Genomic DNA, 22,494 nt, shown 5'->3' with positions numbered 1-22,494 from the left:
ATGTTTGCCCAGCGCCTTGCCTTCCCTTTCCGCAGTCTGCCGGCCGTGCTGATGATGGCCGTCGTGCTGCCTCTGCTCGCCGGCTGCGGCTTCAACACCATCCCGACGGCGGAGGAAAACGCCAAGGCGGCATGGAGCGAGGTGCTGAACCAGTATCAGCGTCGGTCCGACCTCATTCCCAATTTGGTCGAGACGGTGAAGGGCTATGCCTCGCATGAAAAGGACACGCTCGATGCGGTGGTCGAAGCGCGCGCCAAGGCGACGCAGATCACGGTGACGCCGGAAACGCTGAAGGACCCCGAAGCGCTCAAGAAGTTCCAGGATGCGCAATCAGGGCTGACCAGCGCGCTGTCGCGGCTGATCGCGGTGTCGGAGGCCTATCCCGACCTCAAGGCCAACCAGAATTTCCTGGCGCTGCAGGCGCAACTCGAAGGCACCGAGAACCGTATCGCCGTGGCGCGGCGCGACTACATCCTGGCGGTCAAGGATTACAATCTGACGCTGAGGACCTTTCCGTCGGTGCTATGGGCAACCTTCTGGTTCCGCAGCAACGAGCCCTTCGCCAACTTCACCGTCGAAGAAGACAAGATGCAGCCGCCGAAGGTCGATTTCGGCACGAAGCAGGGCGGGTGATGACGTCTGGGTGAGCTTGGCCTTTGCCAGCCTTGCGTTCCTTCACACCCCCCTCTGTCCTGCCGGACATCTCCCCCTCAAGGGGGGAGATCAGCTGTCTTCTGTCCTTGCGCCAAATATCAGCGTTGCCGGCTGAGCGTCGGCAGCGAGATTGCCAATCTCCCCCCTCGAGGGGGAGATGTCCGGCAGGACAGAGGGGGACGCGAAGGAACGCCAACCTTGGTGTTCTTCTCGCCTTTTTGGCCGTCTTCCTGCCCCTCACCGCCTTCGCCGCCGACCTCCCCGCGCTGACCGGCCGCGTCGTCGACAATGCCGGGATCATCGATGCAGGCACCAAAGCCGCGCTCACCCAGAAACTCGCCGACTTCGAGACCAGAGGCTCCGACCAGATCGTCGTCGCAACCATCCCCAGCCTCGACGGCGAGGAGATTGAGCCTTACGCCAACCGGCTGTTCCGCTTCTGGAAGCTCGGCCAGGCCAAGGAAAACAACGGCGTGCTGCTGCTGGTGGCGCCGAACGACCGCAAGATGCGCATCGAGGTCGGCTATGGGCTGGAAGGCACGCTGACCGATTTGCACACCAAGCTGATCATCGAAAACGACATGGTGCCGGCGTTCCGCGCCGGCGATTTCTCCGGGGGCATTTCCAAGGCCGTCGACGACATGGTGATGGTGCTGGAAGGCAATCCGGAGGAATTGGAGGCGCGCGGCGAGCGCAACCAGAAGCCGCCCATCAATACCGACAATCTGTTCTTCGGCGTCTTCATCAGCATCTGGGCAATCATCTTCTTCGGCAGCATGGCCGCCTCCATCCTGCCGCCGATCTTCGGCCAAAAACTCGGTCCCGGCCGCTATCGCTGGCTCGGCATGACATTCGAGCCGCACAAGCGGTCATCCAGCGGCGGCTGGTCTTCGGGCGGGGGCGGCTGGTCGTCGGGTTCAAGCGGTGGTGGCGGCTTTTCCGGCGGCGGCGGTTCGTCCGGCGGCGGCGGCTCCTCGGGAAGCTGGTGACGAGATGACAACACGCATCGCCAATCCCTGGCATGGCCGCTTCGCCACGATGACCGGCGCTGCCTTGCTGGTCTTGCTCGTCAGCTTCGCGGCGCTGGCGGCGGAACTGCCCGCCCTCACCGGTCGTGTCGTCGACAATGCAGGCATCATCGACGCTGCGACCGAGGCGGCGCTGACGCAGAAGCTGGCCGATTTCGAGACCAAAGGCTCCGACCAGATCGTCGTCGCGACGGTTCCCAGCCTCGACGGCGAGGAGATCGAGCCTTACGCCACCCGGCTGTTCAACGCTTGGAAGCTCGGCCAGAAGGCCAAGAACAATGGCGTGCTTCTGCTGGTGGCCGTGAACGACCGCAAGATGCGCATCGAGGTCGGCTACGGGCTGGAAGCCACGCTCACCAACCAGCACGCCACACGGATCATTGAAGGCATGGTGCCGGCCTTCCGCGCCGGGGATTTCTCCGGCGGTATTTCCAAAGCGGTCGACGACATGATCATGGTGATTGAGGACAGTCATGGTGGTTGAGGGGAACTGGTGACGGCATGACAGTACGCGTCTTCAATCCGCCAAGACCTGGCCGCGCAGCCGCGACGATCGGCATCGCCCTGTTGACGATGCTCACCATGCTGTTTGTAGCCTTGGCGGCAGACCTGCCGGCACTCACCGGGCGGGTGGTCGACAATGCCGGTATTATCGACGCCGCGACCAAGGCGGCACTGACGCAGAAGCTCGCGGATTTCGAGACCAAAGGCTCCGACCAGATCGTCGTCGCCACGATCAACAGCCTCGACGGCGAGGAGATCGAACCCTACGCCAACCGGCTGTTCCGCTTTTGGAAACTCGGCCAGGCCGGCGAAAACAACGGCGTGCTTCTGCTGGTGGCCAAGAACGACCACAAGATGCGCATCGAGGTCGGCTACGGGCTGGAAGGCACGCTGACCGACCTGCACACCAAACTGATCATCGAAAACGACATGGTGCCGGCGTTCCGCGCCGGTGATTTCTCCGGCGGCATTTCCAAGGCCGTCGACGACATGGTCATGGTGCTGGAAGGCAACCCGGAAGAGCTGGAGGCGCGCGGCAAGCGCAACCCGGCCGACCGCAGCACGCCCATCGATCCCGTCGTCGCGGTCTTCCTGATCCTGTGGGCGGCGATGTTCTTCGGCGGCCTGGCGATGGCCTTCCTGCCGCCGATCTTCGGCACCAAGCTGTCGCCGGGCGTGTATAAATGGCTGGGCATGACCTTTCGCTACGGCCAGGGGCCGAGCGGATCGTCCTCGGGCTCCAGCAGCTGGACAACAAGTTCGTCGTCGGGCAGCGGATGGTCATCGGGAAGTTCGGGCAGCAGCTGGTCTTCGGGCTCAAGCAGCGGCGGCGGGTTTTCAGGCGGCGGCGGTTCGTCTGGCGGTGGCGGGTCTTCAGGGAGCTGGTGAGAGAAGATGGCAACACGACCGATCAGCCCACAGGACCATGAGCGCATCGCCACCGCGATCCGCGCGGCCGAGGCCAAAACCGACGGCGAGATCTACTGCGTCGTTGCGCATGCCAGCGACGGCTATTTCTTTCCCGCCGCCTTCATGGCGACATCAGGCATGCTGATTGCCAGCCTCGCCGTCGCTTATGGGCTGGAAGCCTGGTGGCTGTCGATCCGGCTGCCGCATTTCGTCATTGTCCAACTGCTGGCACTGGCCTCGGTGTTGGTGCTTTTGTGGGCGCTGCCGGGCTTGCGCATCCATCTGGTGCCGCGCCGGCAGCGTTATCAGGCGGCACATCACAATGCGCTCAGGCAGTTCCTCGCCCGCAATGTCCACCGCACCACGGCGCGCACCGGCGTGTTGGTCTTCGTGTCGATCGCCGAGCGTTATGCCGATGTGGTCGCCGATTCGGGCATCGACAGCAAGGTCGGCCAGCATGTCTGGGACGGCGTGGTGCGCGATCTCCTGCAGCATGCCGGTGACGACCGGCTCGCCGACGGCTTCGTCAAGGCGATCGGGCAGGTCGGCGCGGTGCTGGCCGAGCATTTCCCGGTGACGTCGGGCGATGCCAATGAACTGGACGATCATCTCGTCGAGATCTGAAAAGCCAGCACGCGCTACCCGGACGGACGCCTGACCGCGCCGGCTGGGTGCGTTTCCAGGCAGGCTTTGCCCATTGTCAGCAGTGTCGCGATCGGCTGTGAGAAAGCGGTCGGCGGGCTGACCTCGACTCTTGCAAATGGCCGATGCGGGTTTATGGTTAACAAATCATGAATACGCTGAGCATCGACATCAGGAAAGCCGAACCGCGCGACGCTGGCGCCATTGCGGACGTGCACCAGCAGGCTTGGGAGGGCGCCTATTCCGGCATCATCCCGCATCGCTCGCTGACCTCGATGATCAACCGCCGCGGCGCCGACTGGTGGGCCAACGCCATCCGCCGCGCCGCCACCGTTCTGGTGGTCGAGATCGGCGGCACCATCGCCGGCTATGCCACGATCGGCAAGAACCGCGCCCGCGAGCTGAAGCAACAGGGCGAAATCTACGAACTTTACCTGCGTCCGGAATATCAAGGCATCGGGCTCGGCAGCCGGCTGTTCAAGGCGGCGCGGGCGCGGCTTGCCGACCACGGGCTGAAGGGAATGGTGGTGTGGGCGCTGGAAGACAACCAGAACGCACTTTCCTTCTATGCCGGCGCGGGTGGCCGTGACGTCGCCGAAGGAGTCGAGATTTTCGAGCAGAGGGCGCTCAAGAAGGTCGCCTTCGTCTGGGAATGACCGGCCTCGGTTACAAATCATCATAAACCGTGCGCTTCCGTTAGCGCTTCGCACCAATCGCCGCATTGCACCATGCCGCGCCGCCCGCTATCGATCTTGGACATCGAGAGAGGGATTTAAGCCATGCGAATCGAAGCCATAGCCATCGGAAAGAACCCGCCCGAGGACATCAACGTCATCATCGAGGTGCCGATCGGCGGCGAGCCGATCAAGTACGAGATGGACAAGGAGGCCGGCACGCTGTTCGTCGACCGTTTCCTACATACGTCGATGCGCTACCCCGGCAATTACGGTTTCGTGCCGCACACGCTGTCGGGCGACGGCGACCCGATCGACGTGCTGGTCTGCAACACGCGCGCGCTGGTGCCGGGCTGCGTCATCAATGTGCGACCGATCGGCGTGCTGGTGATGGAAGACAATGCCGGCCAGGACGAGAAGGTCATTGCCGTGCCGTCGCCGAAGCTGACGCTGCGCTACGAAAACGTCACCGAATACACGCAGCTGCCCGAGATCACCCGCGACCAGGTCCAGCACTTTTTCGAGCACTACAAGGATCTCGAGCCCGGCAAATGGGTCAAGATCGAAGGCTGGCACGATTCCAAATACGCCAAGAAGATGATCGTCGACGCGATCGCACGGGCGAAGGCGGCAAAGTAGCGCCGAGAGAGGCCTGCGTCTCGTTCAAGTAAGCGGCAAACGCCAGCGAGGCACCCCCCTCTGGCCTGCCGGCCATCTCCCCCTCAAGGGGGGAGATCGGATGTCGCAACGGCTTTCGTCAATTTTCAGCGCCGAAAGAAAAAGCGCCGCCAGCGAAGCTGCCAATCTCCCCCCTTGAGGGGGAGATGCCCGGCAGGGCAGAGGGGGGTGCCTTGCACCCACGTGGCTAGTTATCCACCCTGCCAAAAGCCGGGACGTTGCCGATGACGGTGTGCTTGTCCTTGCCACAGGCGAAACTCTTCGCCTTTTCGTCCGCCAGCTTGCGCGCCTGGTCGTTGGCCTGCGGGTTGCCGGTGGCCAGCACGAGGCCGATGGTGCAGCCGTCGCGGGCTTCCATCTGGGCGACCTTGGCGACGAGCAGCACTTCGGTGGGCTTGTTCTCGTCCTCGGGATTGCTGATCGAGCGGCGGTGGATGACGGCAAAGGGAACGGCAACGTCGCCCTTGGTCTCGATGCGCCATTCGACCCTGGCGCCGGACGAGTTGAAGCCGGAAAAGCTCTCCCAGACCGAGGTCATCTCGCCGCCGGGCGGAAACCCGTAGAACAGCGATTCACGCGCATCGTCATAGGCGATCAGCACGGGATAGCCGCGATAGCCGGAGCAGGCGAGTTCGGCCCAGTCGCCGTCACCTTCCTCGGCCTGCGCATAGGTGACGCAATCCTTTTGCGAGTCGAGGTCGGTGTAGACGCTGGATATTCCGTCGGCATGGGCGACCTGGCAGAGGCCGGCAAGGGCAAGCGAGAGCAGAAGAGCGCGCATGGCGAATAATCCCTGTGGTTATTTCGCTATCGGGCTCTGAGCCTCGCAAAAAAATATAGCGCGTACAAAGCGGAAAACGAAGCGGCTGCAACGAACGCCTGGTAGTCCATCCAGCAGATTGCGAGGAGTGACGCGCAGGCGGCAAGCAGGACGACGGGAACAAAAACATCCAGGTATAAAAATACCAAAGCGACTGCGCTTATCGACGCGATCAGAATGCGCGCCGTTTGGGTAATGCCGTGTGCCTTGCCGTCGAAATACATCCCAACATACATCGCAACCGATGCGACCAAAAACAGAAAAAGCACTCTGCGCAGAACGGCCTCCTTGACCCTGTGCTCGTTCAGGTCGAAGACCGTGGCAATATCCCTCTTTTCCTCGTGCGAGATCAACGCCAGGTCGCCCCGCTTCATGTAATTGATCCCGAACATTTTTTTGAGATCGTCCAAAATCGTCTGAGCAATGTTCAAGTCGGTACCTGCGATTCTGTTTTGATCGCTGACATGACAGCGATATTGCTTGCGGTTGGAATGGATCGCAAGAGGTCTATTTCTTCAAGCTCGCCTCGATCAGCAGGTCGGCGTTGCGGGCGACCGCTGCCGCCGGGCCGCCGAGGCCGAAGAGCTGGCCACTGATATAGGCGCCTTCGATCAACAGCAGCAGGCCGTCGCCGAGCGTCTCAGGGTCTTTAGCGCCCATCGCTGCGGCCATCGCGCGCAGGCGGTGGCGCAACTCCTGCTTGTTGGCCTCGCTGACGACGCGCGCCGGATGGCCATGTTCGGGATATTCCACCGCCGCGTTGGTCATGCCGCAGCCGCGATAGTCCGGCCTTTGCGTGCGCTTGCCGACGCGAGTCAGGAAAGCCCTGAGCTGTGCCCGCGGGTCGCCGGGATGGGCAGCCACGGCTTCGTCGAAACGCTCCCAATACTCACGGTCATATTGCCTGAGATAGGAAGCGGCGAGCTCGTCCTTGGAGGGAAAGCTGCGGTAGAGGCTGGGCTTGGTGACGCCGGCGCGCTTGACGATCTCGTCGACGCCGATCGCCCGGATGCCGCGGCGGTAGAACAGGTCGTAGGCCACGTCGAGGATTTTCTTGGCAGCCTTGGGCGGTGCGGCTGCATGACCGTCCTTGATGGTCAGTTCAATATTTTTGTCCGTTGGCATGGTATGACTCGATTGACGTGTTACCGATCGGTACGTATACATGTCCTCACCCTGCAACGTACCGGTCAGTAACATGATAGCTCAATCCCGTCCCTTTGGCCAGCGCTACGCTTTCGTCGTGGTTGGCGTCATCTTCCTTTGCCTGTTGATCGCGGCCGGGCTTCGTTCCGCACCCTCGGTGATGATGCTGCCGTTGGATAAAAGCTTCGGCTGGGGGCGCGATACGGTTTCGATTGCCGCTGCGATCGGCATCTTCCTTTACGGCCTGACCGGGCCGTTTGCCGCCGCATTGATGGAGCGTATCGGCTTGCGCCGCACGCTGCTTGCCTCGCTTGTGATCATGTCGGGCTCGACCGCGCTCAGCCTACTGATGACCGAGCCCTGGCACCTGTTCCTCACCTGGGGCGTGTTTTCAGGCATCGGCTCCGGCGCGGTCGCCACCGTGCTCGGCGCCACCATCGTCAACCGCTGGTTCAAGACCAATCGCGGCTTGGTGATGGGGCTGATGTCGGCCTCCAGCGCCACCGGCCTGTTGGTGTTCCTGCCGCTGCTGGCATCGCTCGCCCAGTCGGGCGGCTGGCAGCCCGTCGCTATCGCCGTCTCGATCGCCACCGCCTGTCTTCTGCCGCTGGTCTGGCTGTTGGTTCCGGAGCGTCCCGCTTCGATCGGCATGGTGCGCTATGGCGCCGGGGCGGATGACGTGCCGCCGGTATCGCCGGCATCGCAAGGCAATTTCCTGGCGCATACGCTGAACACGCTACGCCGCGCTGCCCGCACCCGCGTCTTCTGGTATCTGTTCGCCACGTTCTTCATCTGCGGCTTCACCACCAACGGGCTGGTCGGCACGCATCTGATCTCCTTCTGCGGCGACATGGGCATCCCCGAGGTACAGGCCGCGGGCCTGCTGTCGCTTATGGGCATTTTCGACCTGATCGGGACGACGCTCTCGGGCTGGCTCACCGACCGTTTCGACCCGCGCAAGCTGCTCGGCGTCTACTACGGCATTCGCGGCCTGGCGCTGATCTATCTGCCCTATTCCGGCTTCTCGGCGACCAGCCTGATCATCTTCGCGGTGCTCTACGGTCTCGACTGGATCGCCACCGTGCCGCCGACGCTCAGGCTCGCCAACGAGGCCTTCGGTGACCGCAGCGGCCCGATCGTGTTCGGCTGGATCGTAGCCGGCCACCAAGTCGGCGCCGCCACCGCCGCCGCCTTCGGCGGCACCATGCGCGAATTGCAGGGCAATTACGAACTGGCTTTCCTGATCGCCGGCATGACGGCGATCGTGGCTGCGTGTCTGTCGCTGCTGATCAATACGAGCAGGCCGGCTTTCGATCCGGAGCCGCAAGCGGCGTAGGGCGCGGTACTAATCTCCCCCTGGTGACGCTCGATCCGGTGCGGTCGGCGTAAGCCTTTGGGTCGGTGCGAAGGATCGCTACGCCTGGAATGGGCAGCCGTCAGTCCGGGTAGCAAACCGTCGGAATCTTCGGCCACACCGCGCTGTCGCAGCCGGCAACCTGCTGCCTCTGCTTGAAAGAGGCGCTGACCGGGCCGGTGACCACGGGGTCGACGCCATCAGGGGCGTCGGCAAACATCTGCTCGGCCGTCCGGTCGGACGACGAGGCCGGATTGGCTTCCTTCACCGTGGCGGCCGATTGAGCGGCATTCGCCGCCAGCACGGCAGCGAATGCGACCGAAGCGATGAGGGGCCAAAATCGGTTGAGTTTGTCGGTCATGAATTTCGAACTACCCGGGCCCAGAAAGGTTCCCGCCTTGGTTAACAAAACCATCTCACACCGAGATGCTTAAGATTTGATGAGTATTTGGTGGTGCGCCTCCTCTTTCGCAATTGCGAAAAACCCTGTATGAGCCGCGCAACCGAAAGAGGCGGCGCCTTCTGGCCTGCTGCCTGCAACGCTCCCGAGACCACAAAATGAAAATTCGTAATATCGCGATCATCGCGCACGTCGACCATGGAAAAACCACCCTCGTCGACCAATTGCTGCGGCAATCCGGTTCCTTCCGCGACAATCAGCGCGTCGCCGAGCGCGCCATGGATTCCAACGACCTCGAAAAGGAACGCGGCATCACCATCCTGGCCAAGGCGACCTCGGTCGACTGGAAGGACACCCGCATCAACATCGTCGACACACCCGGCCACGCCGATTTCGGCGGTGAGGTCGAGCGCATCCTGTCGATGGTGGATTCGGCGATCGTGCTGGTCGACGCCGCCGAAGGCCCGATGCCGCAGACCAAGTTCGTCGTCGGCAAGGCGCTCAAGGTCGGCCTGAAGCCGATCGTCGTCATCAACAAGATCGACCGTCCGGACGCCCGTCACGTCGAGGTGGTCAACGAGGTGTTCGACCTGTTTGCAGCGCTTGACGCCACCGACGAGCAGCTCGACTTCCCGATCCTCTACGGTTCTGGCCGCGATGGCTGGGTCTCGGAAAATCCGGAAGGCCCGAAGGACCAGGGCCTGGCGCCGCTGTTCGACCTCGTCATCAAGCATGTGCCGGAGCCGACCGTTCATCCCGGCCCGTTCCGCATGATCGGCACCATCCTGGAAGCCAATCCCTTCCTCGGCCGCATCATTACCGGCCGTATCGAGAGCGGCACGCTGAAGTCCAACCAGGCGGTCAAGGTGCTCCACCATGACGGCACGCAGATCGAAACCGGGCGCATCTCCAAGATTCTCGCGTTCCGTGGCCTCGAGCGCCAGCCGATCGAAGAGGCGCAGGCGGGTGACATCGTCGCCATTGCCGGCCTGTCCAAAGGCACCGTCGCCGACACGTTCTGCGACCTGGCGGTGACCGAGGCGTTGCATGCGCAACCGATCGATCCGCCAACCGTGACCATGTCTTTCCTGGTCAACGATTCGCCGCTCGCCGGCACTGAAGGCGACAAGGTGACCAGCCGCGTCATCCGCGACCGCCTGCTGCGCGAAGCCGAAGGCAATGTCGCGCTCAAGATCGAGGAATCGCCTGACAAGGATTCGTTCTTCGTTTCCGGCCGTGGCGAATTGCAATTGGCCGTGCTGATCGAGACGATGCGCCGCGAAGGCTTTGAAATCGCCGTGTCGCGTCCGCGCGTCGTCATGCAGAAGGGCGAGAACGGTGAATTGCTGGAGCCGGTCGAGGAAGTCGTCATCGACGTCGACGAGGAGCACGCCGGCATCGTCGTGCAGAAGATGTCGGAGCGCAAGGCCGAGATGGTCGAGCTGCGGCCTTCGGGCGGCAACCGTCAGCGCATCGTCTTCCACGCGCCGACGCGCGGACTGATCGGCTACCAGTCGGAACTGTTGACCGACACGCGCGGCACCGCCGTGATGAACCGGCTGTTCCACGCCTACCAGCCCTACAAGGGCGAACTGCCGGGCCGCACCAACGGCGTGCTGATCTCCAACGAACAGGGCGAGGCAGTGGCCTATGCCATGTGGAACCTCGAAGACCGCGGCCCGATGGTCATCGACCCGGGCGTCAAGGTCTATCAGGGCATGATCATCGGCATCCATAGCCGTGACAACGACCTCGAAGTGAACGTGCTGAAGGGCAAGAAGCTGACCAACATCCGCGCCGCCGGCAAGGATGAGGCGGTCAAGCTGACGCCGCCGATCCGCATGACGCTGGAGCGCGCGCTGGCCTGGATCCAGGACGACGAGCTGGTCGAGGTGACGCCGAAGACCATTCGGCTCCGCAAGCTCTATCTCGACCCGAACGAGCGCAAGCGCTTCGAGAAGTCGGCCAAGGTTGTGGGCGCGGCGTAATCGTCTGATTGTCTAAATTCGAGAGGGGCGAAGCACCGGTGCTTCGCCCCTCTTGTCATTCACCCACGGCAGCCGAAATGATGGCTTCACGATCCGGCTCGTCGGCCAGGTCAATGCGAATCGCCGTGCCGTCGCGGGCCGGCTTGCGCAAAGCTCTGGCGCCTTCGGGAACAACAACCAGCAATCGTTTCTCCTCCAGCGCCTGAAGCCTTGATCGGGAGATGCCGAGTTCGCCGGCGAGCAGACGGTCGAGCCGCAGCGATGTCGGCATTTCCAGCCCAAGCCTGATTTCAAGCGCGGCTGCGGGTCGGCCTTCGCCGCCGAGCCGGTGTTTGTGAACGGCGACATCGGGAAACTCCTCGACGCGGCCGACCCGGTTTCGCAAAGCCACGACATCGAAGGCATGGCGGCGGGCGAGGGCCGGATCGTTGCTTTCGAGCGCTGCCAGCAGCGCGGGTTCGATGTCGCGGCGGTTGCAGCGTTCGAAGATGCCGAAATTCCACGAATTGTCGCAGTCGATGCAGCGATAGATCAGCCAGACATCAATGCGTTTGCCATTGGCGTTGACGCGGAATTTGCCGCTGCAGCGATAGGCTTTCACGACGCTGCAGCGGTTGCAGTGGACCAGGGGTCGAGGCGCGATTTCGGGCGTGATTGCCCAGTGGATAGCGAGATGTTGGGACAAGCCGGAAGACCTTCCAGTGTGGAAGTTCTTCAGGTCGGCAATGGCGAGATGCCCATGCGGGCACGGCGTGGCGAGAGCTAGCTATGTCGGAAATCAGCTGTCACGGGCGGCAAAGCGCGCGACAACGGTTCAGCAGTGCCAAACCGGTCTCGAACCGCCGCCTGAGGAACACGTGAAATGGAGCAGGCACCGCTTAATGCGGCGCCCTGCCAAGTGTGATCAGGGGAGTTGGCGAGACCGGCGGTTACTGAGGCAAAATGAAGCTCGAAATGAATGTCGGGACGGTTCTTCTAGCGGCAAGACGCCGAGCGGGCAAGGTTCATAGGGTGTCTCGCCCTGCTCAGGCGAAGGCGATCTGTACCTTCATCGATTTGTTGCGGTCGCCGGCGATCTCGAAAGCCGCAACCGCCTCGTCCATCGGATAGATGCCGGTCAGCAGCGGCTTGACGTCGACGCGACGGTTGTTGATCAGATCGACGGCCAGCGCGAACTCGTCGTGGAAACGGAAGGAGCCGCGCATTTCGATCTCCTTGGCGACGATGAGATTCTGAGGCAGCGACATGTCGCCGCCTAGGCCGAGCTGCACGAGCACCCCGCGCGGCTTCAGCACATCGAGCCCGGCTCGCACCGCGCGCTCATCGCCGGAGCATTCGAACATGACGTCGAAACTGCCCTTCTCGACATTGTAGCCAGCGAGCTTGTCGGCATATGTGGCGACATTGATGGTGCGGTCGGCGCCGATCTCGTTGGCCTTGGCCAGAACCGCGTCCATGACATCGGTGACGACGATCTCACGCGCGCCGTGGACACGTGCGGCAAGGATGCTGAGCGCACCGATCGGCCCGCAGCCGGTGACCAAGACCCGCTTGCCGAGCAGCGAGCCGGCGCGGTTGACGGCATGCAGCGTTACCGCGAACGGCTCGGCAAAGGCGGCTTCGTTGATGGAGACATGGTCGGCGATCTTGTGGCACTGCCAGGCCTCGGCGGCGAGGCACTGGCGGAAGGCGCCCTGTATATGTGGCATCGGCATGGCGCTGCCGTAGAATCGCATGTTGAGGCATTGGTTCTGCACGCCCTGCAGGCAGTACCGGCACGCATTGCAGGGCCGGCTGGGCGAAATCGCAACGCGGTCGCCGACGGCAAGGCTGGAAACGCCGGCGCCAAGCGCCTTCACCGTGCCAGCGACCTCATGTCCCAGAATCATCGGCTCGCGCAGGCGCACCACGCCGAAGCCGCCATGATTGTAATAGTGCAGGTCCGAGCCGCAGATGCCGCCGGCCTCGACCGATATTTCGACCTGTCCGGTGCCCAGCACGCCCGGATCGGTCTCTTCGATGCGCAGGTCTTTTGCCGCGTGGATGACGATTGATTTCATAGCCGCGATCCTTTCTCAAACCACTGGCGCGGGCAAGGTCCGGCCGCTGAAATTTGCCGCGTCGGCTGGCCCATCAGGCTGCAGGATGCCAAATCGCCAGCGATCGGATATCCTTTGCCACCCAACGCTCGAAGGGCTCCGTCATGCACCTCACCTCGCTCCTGATCTTCGCCGCCGCTCTCTTCGTTGCCGCCGGCTCGCCCGGCCCGTCGATCGCAGCCCTTGTCGCCCGCGTCATCTCGAAAGGCTTTCGCGACGTATTCCCGTTCCTGCTCGCCATGTGGATCGGCGAGGCCATCTGGCTGTCGCTGGCGGTGTTCGGGCTGGCGGTCGTGGCGCAGACCTTCCATTTCGCCTTCGTCGTCGTGAAATGGATCGGCGTCGCTTACCTCGCCTACCTCGCCTTCAAGATGTGGACCGCACCTGTCGACGCAAAAGAAGGCGAGATGCCGCGCGAGGATTCGCCGGCAAAACTGTTCTTTGCCGGCATGGCGGTGACGCTCGGCAATCCCAAGATCATGATGTTCTATCTGGCGCTGCTGCCGACGATCATCGACCTCGCTTCGGTGAGTGTCATCGGCTGGGTCGAACTGACGGCGACGATGGCGGTGGTTCTGATCGCCATCGATCTCGCCTGGGTCGTCGCGGCCTCACAGGCGCGCAAGCTGCTCAAAAGCAGGCGCGCCATGAAGATCGCCAACCGAATCAGCGCCACGACGATGGCCGGCGCTGCCGGGGCCATCGCGGCGCGTTGACCTCTCCTACGAGGAGAAGGAAACTTTCACCTCGCCATGGCGTGGTATTCGTCGTTCGGCCGCATGTCGATGGCCGCCGCCACGCGGTTCGACATGTTGAAGAAGGCGGCGGTCGAGGCGATGTCCCAGATGTCGCGGTTGGTGAAGCCGGCGTTGCGCAGTGCTTCCCTGTCCGCCTCGACGATCTTTGCCGGCTCTTCCGTCAGCTTGACGGCTAATTCGAGCATCGCCGTCTGTTTCGGTGAAAGATTGGCAGCGCGGAAGTTCATCACCATCATCTCGCCGAGAGCCGGATCGCCGGAGAGCTGGCGCACCGCCGCGCCATGCGCGGTCAGGCAATAATAGCAGTGGTTGATCGAGGAAACGACGACCGCGATCATCTCCCGTTCCAGCTTCGACAGGCCGGATTCACCCAGCATCAGATCATTGTAGGTGTCGGTAAAGGCGCGCAGCTTCTTCTCGTCGAAGGCATAGGCAAGAAGCACGTTGGGAACCAGGCCGAGCTTTTCCTCGCATTTGGCGAAATAGGCTTTTGTCGCCTCGCTCAGTTCCGCGATACCGAGGTCAAGTGCGCTGATTTTGCCGGACATGGGGTCTCGCTCCTGGTTCACCGCCGCCTGACCGTCGAATTCCTGTAATTCTTATCGAGCCGTCAAACCTTTGTCGCCAAACAGCGGTCATCTGCTACCATAGTCGTAAAAGCATGTGACGGGAGGACAACATGGCGAGCGTGAAATCCGCAGCTAAGCCGAAGAAAACAGCCACTGCCGGGGTGAAACCCGACGGGAAGCCGGCCAGGCTCGCCGACTATCTGCTGGCCCGCGCGCCGGCCGAAGACATTGCCGCCTATGACGCCGCCGACCTGGAGCGCGCCGCCGACCTGGCAGGACGTGCGGTCGCCGCCCACAAGAAGGGCCAAAGTGTCGTCGCCGTCGATGCCGGGTCGGGCGTCTCCCGCGAGGGCCGCCCGATGACGATCATCACCGTCGTCAACGACAACATGCCGTTCCTGTTCGATTCGATCCTCGGCGAGATCACAGAAACTGCCGGCGAACCGACTTTGGTCACCCATCCGGTCATCGTCGTGCGTCACGGCAAGGCCGGCGTCGACGAGATCCTCGGCGACGGCAGCGCCCTCAAGGACGATGGCAATCACGACCGCCTGAGCGTCGTCCATGTCCATATTCCGCGCCTGACGGCGGAGCAGGCCGACGCGCTGGCCGACCGCCTGCGCAAGATGCTCAACCAGGTGCGCGCCGCCGTCAGCGACTGGAAGCCGATGCTCGCCCGTCTCGATCAGGCGATTTCCGAATTCCGCTATTCCGCCGTGCCGCTCGACAAGAAGAGCGTTGCCGAGGCCATCGCCTTCCTTGAATGGCTGCGCGACGACAATTTCACTTTCCTTGGCATGCGCGAGTTCAAATATTCCGGCGGCGCGGAGAGCGGCAATCTGGAGCGCGCCGACAAACCCGGTCTCGGCATCCTCGCCGACCCGGATGTGCTGGTGCTCCGGCGCGGCACCGAGGCGGTGACGACGACGCCCGAAATCCGCGCCTTCCTGCATGGGCCGGAGCCGCTGATCGTCACCAAGGCCAACGCCAAGTCGCTGGTGCACCGCCGCATTTATCTCGATTATATCGGCGTCAAAACCTACACCGCCAAGGGCACGCTTGCCGGCGAGTTGCGCATGGTCGGCCTGTTCACCTCGACTGCCTACACGCGCTCGGTGATGAAAATCCCGTATCTTAGGTCAAAGGCCGAGACCATCATCGCCAAGTCCGGCTTCGACCGGCACGACCATTCCGGCAAGGCACTGATCAACGTTCTGGAGAGCTATCCGCGCGACGAACTGTTCCAGGTGCCGGTGCCGATCCTGAAGAAGCACGCCGCGGCCATTCTCGGCCTGGTCGAGCGGCCGCGGGTGCGGGCGCTGGTGCGCGCCGACCAGTTCGACCGCTTCGTCTCGATCCTCGTCTTCGTGCCGCGCGACCGCTATGACAGCGTCGTGCGCGAGAAGATCGGCACCTATCTCAAGACCGTCTTCGAAGGCCGTTTGTCGGCTTACTATCCGGCTTTCCCCGAGGGCGGGCTGGCGCGTGTGCATTTCATCATCGGCCGCTCCGGCGGCAAGACGCCGAAGGTCGAGCAGGCGGCGATCGAAGCGGCGATCCGCGATATCGTGCGAACCTGGGACGACGCGCTGGCCGAAGCCGCGGAAGCCGTCGGCGGCGATCCATCGCTGAAGGCGATCGCCGCGCGTCTGCCTGAGAGCTATCGCGATTCCTTCAGCGCGGCCGTCGCGCTGAAGGATGCGGGGCGCATCGCCGGCATCAGCACCGCCAACCCGATCGCCATCGACTATTACCGCCATGCCGAGCAGAAACCGCATCAGGCAGCGCTGAAGATCTACCACCACGGCAGCCCGGTAGCGCTGTCGCGTCGCGTGCCGGTGCTGGAAAACATCGGCTTCCGCGTCATCAGCGAGCGCACCTTCGAAGTTGGCGAGGACGGCGGCGACACCGTCTTCGTCCACGACATGGAGTTGGAGAACAGCTACGGCAAGCCGATCGACCTCAGCGATGGCGGCGCGCTGTTCGAGGACGCGTTCCTGTCGGTCTGGCGCGGCGACATCGACAATGACAGCTATAACGGGCTTGCCCAGACCGCCGGCCTGTGGTCGGGCGAAGTCAGCATTCTGCGCGCCTATGGCCGCTACCTGCAGCAAGCCGGTATCCCGCAGAGCCAGGATTTCATCGCGGCCGCGCTCAACCGCTATCCCGACATTGCGCGCGGCCTGCATGCACTGTTCGTCGCTCGTCTCGGCCCGACCGCCGAGACGGAAGGCGTCGTCGCCGCCAAGCACCTCAAGGCCAAGATCAAGGACGCGCTGGAGGAAGTCCCCAACATTGATGACGACACCATCATCCGCCGCTATCTCAACCTGATCGAAGCCTCGTTGCGCACCAACCATTTCGTTGCGGGAACGAAGGAGCGGGGCCAGTCACTGGCGATCAAGCTCGATTCGCAGGCGGTCGAAGGATTGCCGGCGCCGCGGCCGTGGCGCGAGATCTTCGTCTACGGTTCCGAGGTCGAAGGCGTGCATCTGCGCTTCGGCCCGGTTGCGCGCGGCGGCCTGCGCTGGTCGGACCGCGCCCAGGATTACCGCACCGAGGTGCTCGGCCTGGTGAAGGCGCAACAGGTCAAGAACGCCGTCATCGTGCCGGTCGGCGCCAAGGGCGGCTTCTATCCGAAGAAGCTGCCGATGAGCGCCGGCCGCGACGCCATCTTCGAGGCCGGCACCTCGGCCTACAAGAATTTCGTTTCCAGCCTGCTGTCGATCACCGACAACATCGGCCTCGATGGCGTCATACCCCCAGCCGGTGTCGTCAGGCGCGATCCTGACGACCCCTACTTTGTCGTCGCCGCCGACAAGGGCACGGCAACCTTCTCCGACACCGCCAATGCCATTTCGGAGAAACACGGTTTCTGGCTCGACGATGCCTTCGCCAGCGGCGGCTCGGCCGGCTACGACCACAAGAAGATGGGCATCACCGCCAAGGGTGCCTGGGAAGCAGTCAAGCGGCATTTCCGCGAGATCAACCGCGACATCCAGACCACCCCCTTCACCGTCGTCGGCGTCGGCGACATGTCGGGCGACGTGTTCGGCAACGGCATGCTCTTGTCGCCGCAGACCAGGCTGATCGCCGCCTTCGACCATCGCGACATCTTCATCGATCCCGATCCAGACAGGGTGGCGTCGATGGCGGAGCGCGAGCGCATGTTCGCGCTGCCGCGTTCGTCCTGGCAGGACTATGACAAGACCAAGCTGTCGGAAGGCGGCGTCATCGTCTCGCGCAGCCAGAAGTCGATCACGCTGCCTGCGGCAGCGGCGGCGGCGATTGGCCTCGCCAAGACCACCGCGACACCGGCCGAGATCATGACCGCCATCCTCAAGGCGAACGTCGACCTTCTGTGGTTCGGCGGCATCGGCACGTATTTACGGGCCTCGGGCGAAACCAATGCCGAAGTCGGCGACCGCGCCAATGACGCCATCCGCATCACCGCGCTCGATGTGCGGGCCAAAGTGATCGGTGAGGGCGCCAATCTCGGCGTCACGCAGCGTGCCCGCATCGAATTCGGCATGAATGGCGGTCGCTGCAACTCCGATGCCATCGACAATTCCGGCGGCGTCAACTGCTCCGACGTCGAGGTCAACATCAAGATCGCGCTGGCGTCCGCCATGCGCAAGGGATCGCTGACCCGGCCGGCGCGCAACAAGCTGCTGGCCGAGATGACCGACGAGGTCGCCGGCCTCGTGCTGTCCAACAATTACGAACAGACGCTGGCGCTTTCCATCGCCCGCAAGCGCGGCCTTGCCGACATTGCGCACCAGAGCCGGTTCATGGCGGCGCTGGAGGCTCGGGGCCTGCTCGACCGCGCTGTCGAGACGCTGCCGTCGCCGGCCGCCCTTGCCGAGCGCGAGGCGCGTGGCGAGCCGCTGACCCGGGCGGAGCTTGGCGTGCTGCTCGCCTATGCCAAGATCGTGCTGTTTTCCGACATCGTCGCCAGCGACGTGCCTGACGACGCGCATTTCGACCGCGATCTGATGGGCTATTTCCCTGACCGGATGGCGAAGAAATATGCGGCCGAGATCCATGGCCACCGGCTGCGCCGCGAAATCATCGCCCGCGTCGTCGCCAACGATCTCGTCAATCGCGGCGGACCGTCATTCGTCAACCGGCTGCAGGAAGCCACGGGGCGCAGCGCGGCCGACGTGGTGCGCACCTTCGCCGTGGTGCGCGACGGCTTCGCGTTGCCGGCGCTCTATCGGGAGATCGATGCGCTGGACAGCCACATCGACGGCCAGGCGCAGCTCGATCTCTACCAGTCCGTCAGCCGGCTTATCTTCGTGACCAGCGGCTGGTATCTGAAGAACGATGCCGGCACCGCAGCGCTCGGCCAGCGCATTGCCGAACTGCAAGAGGCGCGCATGGCGCTGGAGCCGAAGCTGCTCTCACTGCTGCCGGCCTTCTCGCGCGAGCGGGTCGAGGAGCGGCGGCACGGCCTCTTCAAGGCCGGCGCCCCGGAAAAGCTCGCCGGGCAGCTGGCAATGGCCGATGTGGCGGGACTGATCCCCGACATCGCACTGACGGCGCGGACGGCCAATGCCGACGTCGTCGCCTCGGCCAAGGCGTTCTTCGCCGTCAGCGATGCCTTCCGCATTCCGCGCGTCGAAGAGGCGGCGCGTTCAATCACGCCGTCGGACTATTACGACCAGCTGGCGCTGTCGCGCGCCACCGACACGATCGGCGCGGCGCGGCGCGGCATTGCGGTGGCGGCTCTCGCCGGCCATGCCGGGACGGCGGATCCTGTGGCGGCCTGGCTGGAAGCCGGCGGCGAGCGCGTGGCGCGCATTCGCGAGCGGCTGCAGGCGCTGACCGAAGGCGGGGATATCACCGTGTCCAGGCTGTCGGTGGCTTCGGGGTTGATGAGCGATCTGACGGGGATGTGAACATCTCCGAAACGCCGGCGCCGCCCTCATTGCCCTGCCGGGCATTTCTCTCCGTATAGTGACGAGGAGAAAGGGCGGGCCGTAGCCTTGGCGCCCTTGTTGCAACGCTGGCGACTAGCGAAATCATCGATGAGAGCAACCCTCTCCCCGTCACCATTCGGGGAGAGGATGCTGGCAGGCAGGTGAGGGGCAGCGCGAATCTTTGGCGGTTTGCATGAGCATTCGAAACATGCAGACATGGCATCCGACAAGCGCGGTGTCCCGGGGGAATCATCATGGCGGCGGTAGAAACAGTGCAGCGGGCATCCGGGCGCGGCATCTGGGGATGGATGTTCTTCGACTGGGCGGCGCAGCCGTTTTTCACCGTCGTCACCACCTTCATCTTCGGGCCTTATTTCGTCTCGCGCATGGCGAGCGATCCGGTCTCAGGCCAGGCGGCCTGGGGCTACGGCATCGCTGTTGCGGGCCTGGTCATTGCCGTGCTGTCGCCCATCCTCGGCTCGATTGCCGACCAGACCGGGCCGCGCAAGCCGTGGATTGCGTTCTTCGCCTCGATCAAGATCATCAGCCTTTGCCTGCTATGGTTCGCCGCTCCCGGCTCGAACCTTTTCCTGGTGGTGCTGTTCTTTTCTCTGGCTTCGGTCGCGGCGGAATTCTCGACCGTGTTCAACGATTCGATGATGCCGCGCCTGGTGCCGAAGAGCGAGATCGGCCACGTCTCCAACATTGCCTGGGGACTTGGTTATCTCGGCGGCATGATCGCGCTGATCTTTGTCGTCGCCTGTCTGGCGGGTTCGCCGGAGACCGGCAAGACGATCATCGGCATCGACCCGCTCTTTGGGCTCGACCCGAAACTCGGCGAGGACGCGCGCGCCACCGGGCCGCTGTCGGCCGGCTGGTATTTCCTGTTCATCCTGCCGATGTTCTTCTTCACGCCAGACGCCATCAAAGGCATTCCGATCGGGCCGGCGGTGCGCGAGGGGCTGTCGGAACTGAAGTCGACGCTGACTGAAGTGCGCCGGCGCAAAGGCATCTTCCGCTTCCTTGTCGCCCGCATGATTTATCAGGACGGCGTCAATGCGCTGCTCGCTTTGGGCGGCACCTTTGCGGCAGCGATGTTCCACTGGTCGATCACCGAGATCGGCATGTTCGGCATCATCCTCAACGTCGTCGCCATCGTCGGCTGCCTGGTTGCCGCATGGCTGGACACCGCGCTTGGCTCCAAGACCATCGTGATGATTTCGCTCGTCCTGCTCAGCATCGCCACCATCGGCATCGTTTCGACCGGGCCAGGCTACACGTTGTTCGGCGCCTGGATGATGCCGGGAGCCGATAGTGGCGGCCTGTTCGGCACGGCGGCGGAAAAGGCCTACATTTTCTATGGCCTGCTGATAGGGCTGGCGTTCGGACCGGTGCAGGCGTCGTCACGCTCCTACATGGCGCGCAGCGTCACCGCAGCCGAGTCCGGCCGCTATTTCGGCATCTATGCGCTGGCCGGACGGGCGACGAGTTTCCTGGCGCCGTTCATGGTGGCGTCGATCACGCTCGCCAGCGGCTCGGCGCGGCTCGGCATGGCGGCCATCGTGCTGTTCCTGGGCGTTGGGATCGCGATATTGATCTGGACGCCGTACCCGGCGGATCAGCCGGTGGAATAGCGCCGCACTTTTCCTTCTCCCCTTGTGGGAAAAGGCAGAGGCGCTCAATGCCTGAAATGCCTCACGCCGGTAAACACCATGGCGATGCCATGCGCGTCGGCAGCGGCGATAACGTCGTCGTCGCGCATCGAGCCGCCGGGCTGGATCACCGCCGTGGCGCCGGCTTCGATCGCGGATATGAGCCCGTCGGCGAAAGGGAAGAAAGCGTCGGAGGCGACCACCGAGCCCTTGGTCAACGGCTCCGCGAGGCCAGCTGCTTCCGCCGCGTCGAGCGCCTTGCGGGCGGCGATGCGCGAGGAATCGACGCGGCTCATCTGGCCGGCGCCGATGCCGACCGTGGCGCCGTCCTTGGCGTAAACGATGGCGTTCGACTTGACGTGCTTGGCGATGCGGAAAGCGAATTTGAGGTCGGCCATCTCGGCCGCCGTCGGTGCGCGCCTGGTCACCACCTTCAGTTCGAGATCGTCGACCACCGCGTTGTCGCGGCCCTGGACGAGCATGCCGCCGGCGACGGATTTCACAGTGATGCCGCCGGCGTGCGGATCGGGGAGACCGCCGGTGACCAGCAGGCGCAAATTCTTTTTGGCGGCGACGATGCGGACAGCGTCCTCCGACGCGTTCGGCGCGATGATCACCTCGGTGAAGGTTTTTACGATCTCCTGCGCTGCTTCGGCATCGAGGATGCGGTTCATGGCGACGATACCGCCAAAAGCCGAAACCGGGTCGCAGGCCAGCGCTCTCGCATAGGCAGCAGCCAGCGAAGCGTCCTCGGCGACGCCGCACGGGTTGGCGTGCTTGATGATGGCAACGGCGGCGCAGCGGTTGGGATCGAACTCGCCGACCAGCTCGAAGGCGGCATCGGTGTCGTTGATGTTGTTGTAGGATAGCTGCTTGCCCTGCAACTGGCGAGCCGTGGCGACCCCCGGCCGCTTGTCGCCATTGACGTAGAAGCCGGCGCTCTGATGCGGGTTCTCGCCATAGCGCATGACGCTTTCCAGCCTGCCGCCGAAGGCGCGCCAGGTCGGGTGCTCGATCTCAAGCGTTTCGGCGAACCAGCCGGAGATCGCCGCATCGTAGCTGGCGGTGCGGGCAAAGGCCTTGGCCGCCAGCTTCCGGCGGAAGTCCAGCGACAGCGAGCCGATGTTCATCTCCAGCGCGTTCAGCACCGAGGCGTAGTCGCCGGGATCGGTGACGATGGCGACATAGGCGTGATTCTTGGCCGAAGCGCGGATCATCGCCGGGCCGCCAATGTCGATGTTCTCGACAACAGCGGCATAGTCGGCGCCGGAGCGGCGGACCTCCTCGAACGGGTAGAGATTGGAGACGAGCAGATCGATCGGCTCGATGCCGTGATCGTGCATCGCCTTGGCGTGTTCGGGATCGTCGCGCACGCCGAGCAGCGCGCCGTGCACCGACGGGTGCAGCGTCTTGACGCGGCCGTCCATGATCTCGGGAAAGCCGGTCAGTTCCGAGACGTCACGCACCGCCAGCCCCGCCTCGGCGATCGCCTTTGCCGTGCCTCCGGTCGACACCAGCTCGACGCCGGCCGCGACCAGCCCTTTGGCGAAGTCGATCAGGCCGGTCTTGTCGAAGACGGAAAGCAGGGCGCGGCGGACCGGAACGAGGTCGGGTGCCGGAATGTTCTTAGCGGCGACGGCCATGGGCTGGCGGCCTTTCAGGGCTGATTGGAGAGCGTTGCCGGGCCGTAGCACATG

Annotated in this window: 19 protein-coding genes and 1 pseudogene; 12 read left to right on the top strand and 8 right to left on the bottom strand. The window is 63.7% G+C overall.

The window, feature by feature from the left end; genetic code table 11:
* From NKJ58_RS01050 to ppa, 7 genes and pseudogenes are all read left to right on the top strand, one after another.
* Complete coding sequence (locus NKJ58_RS01050; RefSeq protein WP_023681434.1) at positions 1-633, top strand: LemA family protein; 633 nt, start codon at positions 1-3, stop codon at positions 631-633.
* A gap of 239 nt (positions 634-872) precedes the next feature.
* On the top strand, positions 873-1,643 hold the full coding sequence (locus NKJ58_RS01045) for a TPM domain-containing protein (protein ID WP_198018627.1): 771 nt from the start codon (positions 873-875) through the stop codon (positions 1,641-1,643).
* 49 nt (positions 1,644-1,692) lie between these two features.
* Positions 1,693-2,148 (top strand): annotated as a pseudogene (locus NKJ58_RS01040) (TPM domain-containing protein); the annotation flags it as partial.
* A 35-nt stretch (positions 2,149-2,183) separates the two neighbouring features.
* Complete coding sequence (locus NKJ58_RS01035; protein WP_023681431.1) at positions 2,184-3,074, top strand: TPM domain-containing protein; 891 nt, start codon at positions 2,184-2,186, stop codon at positions 3,072-3,074.
* 6 nt (positions 3,075-3,080) lie between these two features.
* Positions 3,081-3,719, top strand: coding sequence for a TPM domain-containing protein (locus NKJ58_RS01030; RefSeq protein ID WP_023681430.1), 639 nt, complete (start codon positions 3,081-3,083; stop codon positions 3,717-3,719).
* Between the two features lie 167 nt (positions 3,720-3,886).
* Positions 3,887-4,393: a GNAT family N-acetyltransferase gene (locus tag NKJ58_RS01025; RefSeq protein WP_023668622.1), complete on the top strand. Its 507-nt coding sequence runs from the start codon at positions 3,887-3,889 to the stop codon at positions 4,391-4,393.
* A 123-nt stretch (positions 4,394-4,516) separates the two neighbouring features.
* Positions 4,517-5,050: an inorganic diphosphatase gene (gene ppa / locus NKJ58_RS01020; protein ID WP_023668623.1), complete on the top strand. Its 534-nt coding sequence runs from the start codon at positions 4,517-4,519 to the stop codon at positions 5,048-5,050.
* A 226-nt stretch (positions 5,051-5,276) separates the two neighbouring features.
* Here ppa and NKJ58_RS01015 read toward each other — a convergent pair whose 3' ends face one another.
* From NKJ58_RS01015 to NKJ58_RS01005, 3 genes are all read right to left on the bottom strand, one after another.
* Positions 5,277-5,870: a hypothetical protein gene (locus tag NKJ58_RS01015; RefSeq protein WP_023681429.1), complete on the bottom strand. Its 594-nt coding sequence runs from the start codon at positions 5,868-5,870 to the stop codon at positions 5,277-5,279.
* Between the two features lie 26 nt (positions 5,871-5,896).
* Entirely contained in the window at positions 5,897-6,340 is a 444-nt protein-coding gene (locus NKJ58_RS01010; RefSeq protein WP_023681428.1) for a hypothetical protein, read from the bottom strand.
* Between the two features lie 76 nt (positions 6,341-6,416).
* A complete protein-coding gene (locus tag NKJ58_RS01005) occupies positions 6,417-7,034 on the bottom strand; it encodes a TetR/AcrR family transcriptional regulator (RefSeq protein ID WP_023681427.1) in 618 nt (205 codons plus the stop codon).
* A 73-nt stretch (positions 7,035-7,107) separates the two neighbouring features.
* Here NKJ58_RS01005 and NKJ58_RS01000 point away from each other — a divergent pair, with 73 nt between their 5' ends.
* Entirely contained in the window at positions 7,108-8,391 is a 1,284-nt protein-coding gene (locus NKJ58_RS01000) for an MFS transporter (RefSeq protein WP_031198487.1), read from the top strand.
* 100 nt (positions 8,392-8,491) lie between these two features.
* Here NKJ58_RS01000 and NKJ58_RS00995 read toward each other — a convergent pair whose 3' ends face one another.
* Positions 8,492-8,770: a hypothetical protein gene (locus tag NKJ58_RS00995; protein ID WP_023753187.1), complete on the bottom strand. Its 279-nt coding sequence runs from the start codon at positions 8,768-8,770 to the stop codon at positions 8,492-8,494.
* Positions 8,771-8,967: 197 nt separating this feature from the next.
* On the opposite strand from NKJ58_RS00995, the gene typA reads away from it, so the two are divergent.
* Positions 8,968-10,797: a translational GTPase TypA gene (gene typA / locus NKJ58_RS00990; protein ID WP_023681424.1), complete on the top strand. Its 1,830-nt coding sequence runs from the start codon at positions 8,968-8,970 to the stop codon at positions 10,795-10,797.
* A gap of 55 nt (positions 10,798-10,852) precedes the next feature.
* Here typA and NKJ58_RS00985 read toward each other — a convergent pair whose 3' ends face one another.
* Both NKJ58_RS00985 and NKJ58_RS00980 read right to left on the bottom strand, forming a co-directional pair.
* The gene (locus tag NKJ58_RS00985; protein WP_023681423.1) at positions 10,853-11,482 is read right to left on the bottom strand and encodes a DUF1062 domain-containing protein; all 630 of its coding nucleotides are present in this window, start codon (positions 11,480-11,482) and stop codon (positions 10,853-10,855) included.
* Between the two features lie 340 nt (positions 11,483-11,822).
* A complete protein-coding gene (locus NKJ58_RS00980; RefSeq protein WP_352519148.1) occupies positions 11,823-12,857 on the bottom strand; it encodes an L-idonate 5-dehydrogenase in 1,035 nt (344 codons plus the stop codon).
* A 143-nt stretch (positions 12,858-13,000) separates the two neighbouring features.
* Here NKJ58_RS00980 and NKJ58_RS00975 point away from each other — a divergent pair, with 143 nt between their 5' ends.
* Positions 13,001-13,612, top strand: coding sequence for a LysE family translocator (locus tag NKJ58_RS00975; RefSeq protein WP_023681421.1), 612 nt, complete (start codon positions 13,001-13,003; stop codon positions 13,610-13,612).
* A 26-nt stretch (positions 13,613-13,638) separates the two neighbouring features.
* Here NKJ58_RS00975 and NKJ58_RS00970 read toward each other — a convergent pair whose 3' ends face one another.
* Positions 13,639-14,202, bottom strand: a complete 564-nt coding sequence (locus NKJ58_RS00970; protein WP_352852712.1) for a peroxidase-related enzyme — start codon at positions 14,200-14,202, stop codon at positions 13,639-13,641.
* A gap of 131 nt (positions 14,203-14,333) precedes the next feature.
* Here NKJ58_RS00970 and NKJ58_RS00965 point away from each other — a divergent pair, with 131 nt between their 5' ends.
* Positions 14,334-19,124, top strand: a complete 4,791-nt coding sequence (locus NKJ58_RS00965) for an NAD-glutamate dehydrogenase (protein ID WP_352852711.1) — start codon at positions 14,334-14,336, stop codon at positions 19,122-19,124.
* A 275-nt stretch (positions 19,125-19,399) separates the two neighbouring features.
* The gene (locus tag NKJ58_RS00960; protein ID WP_352741766.1) at positions 19,400-20,779 is read left to right on the top strand and encodes an MFS transporter; all 1,380 of its coding nucleotides are present in this window, start codon (positions 19,400-19,402) and stop codon (positions 20,777-20,779) included.
* A gap of 44 nt (positions 20,780-20,823) precedes the next feature.
* On the opposite strand, the gene purH is transcribed toward NKJ58_RS00960, so the two are convergent.
* Entirely contained in the window at positions 20,824-22,440 is a 1,617-nt protein-coding gene (gene purH, locus NKJ58_RS00955) for a bifunctional phosphoribosylaminoimidazolecarboxamide formyltransferase/IMP cyclohydrolase (RefSeq protein ID WP_352519146.1), read from the bottom strand.
* Positions 22,441-22,494 lie beyond the last annotated feature (54 nt).

It is taken from the genome of Mesorhizobium sp. M0139 (assembly GCF_040322455.1).
Taxonomy (GTDB): Bacteria; Pseudomonadota; Alphaproteobacteria; order Rhizobiales; family Rhizobiaceae; genus Mesorhizobium.
The sequence above is the reverse complement of the archived record's forward strand: the minus strand, read 5'-3'. Positions and strand labels throughout refer to the sequence as shown.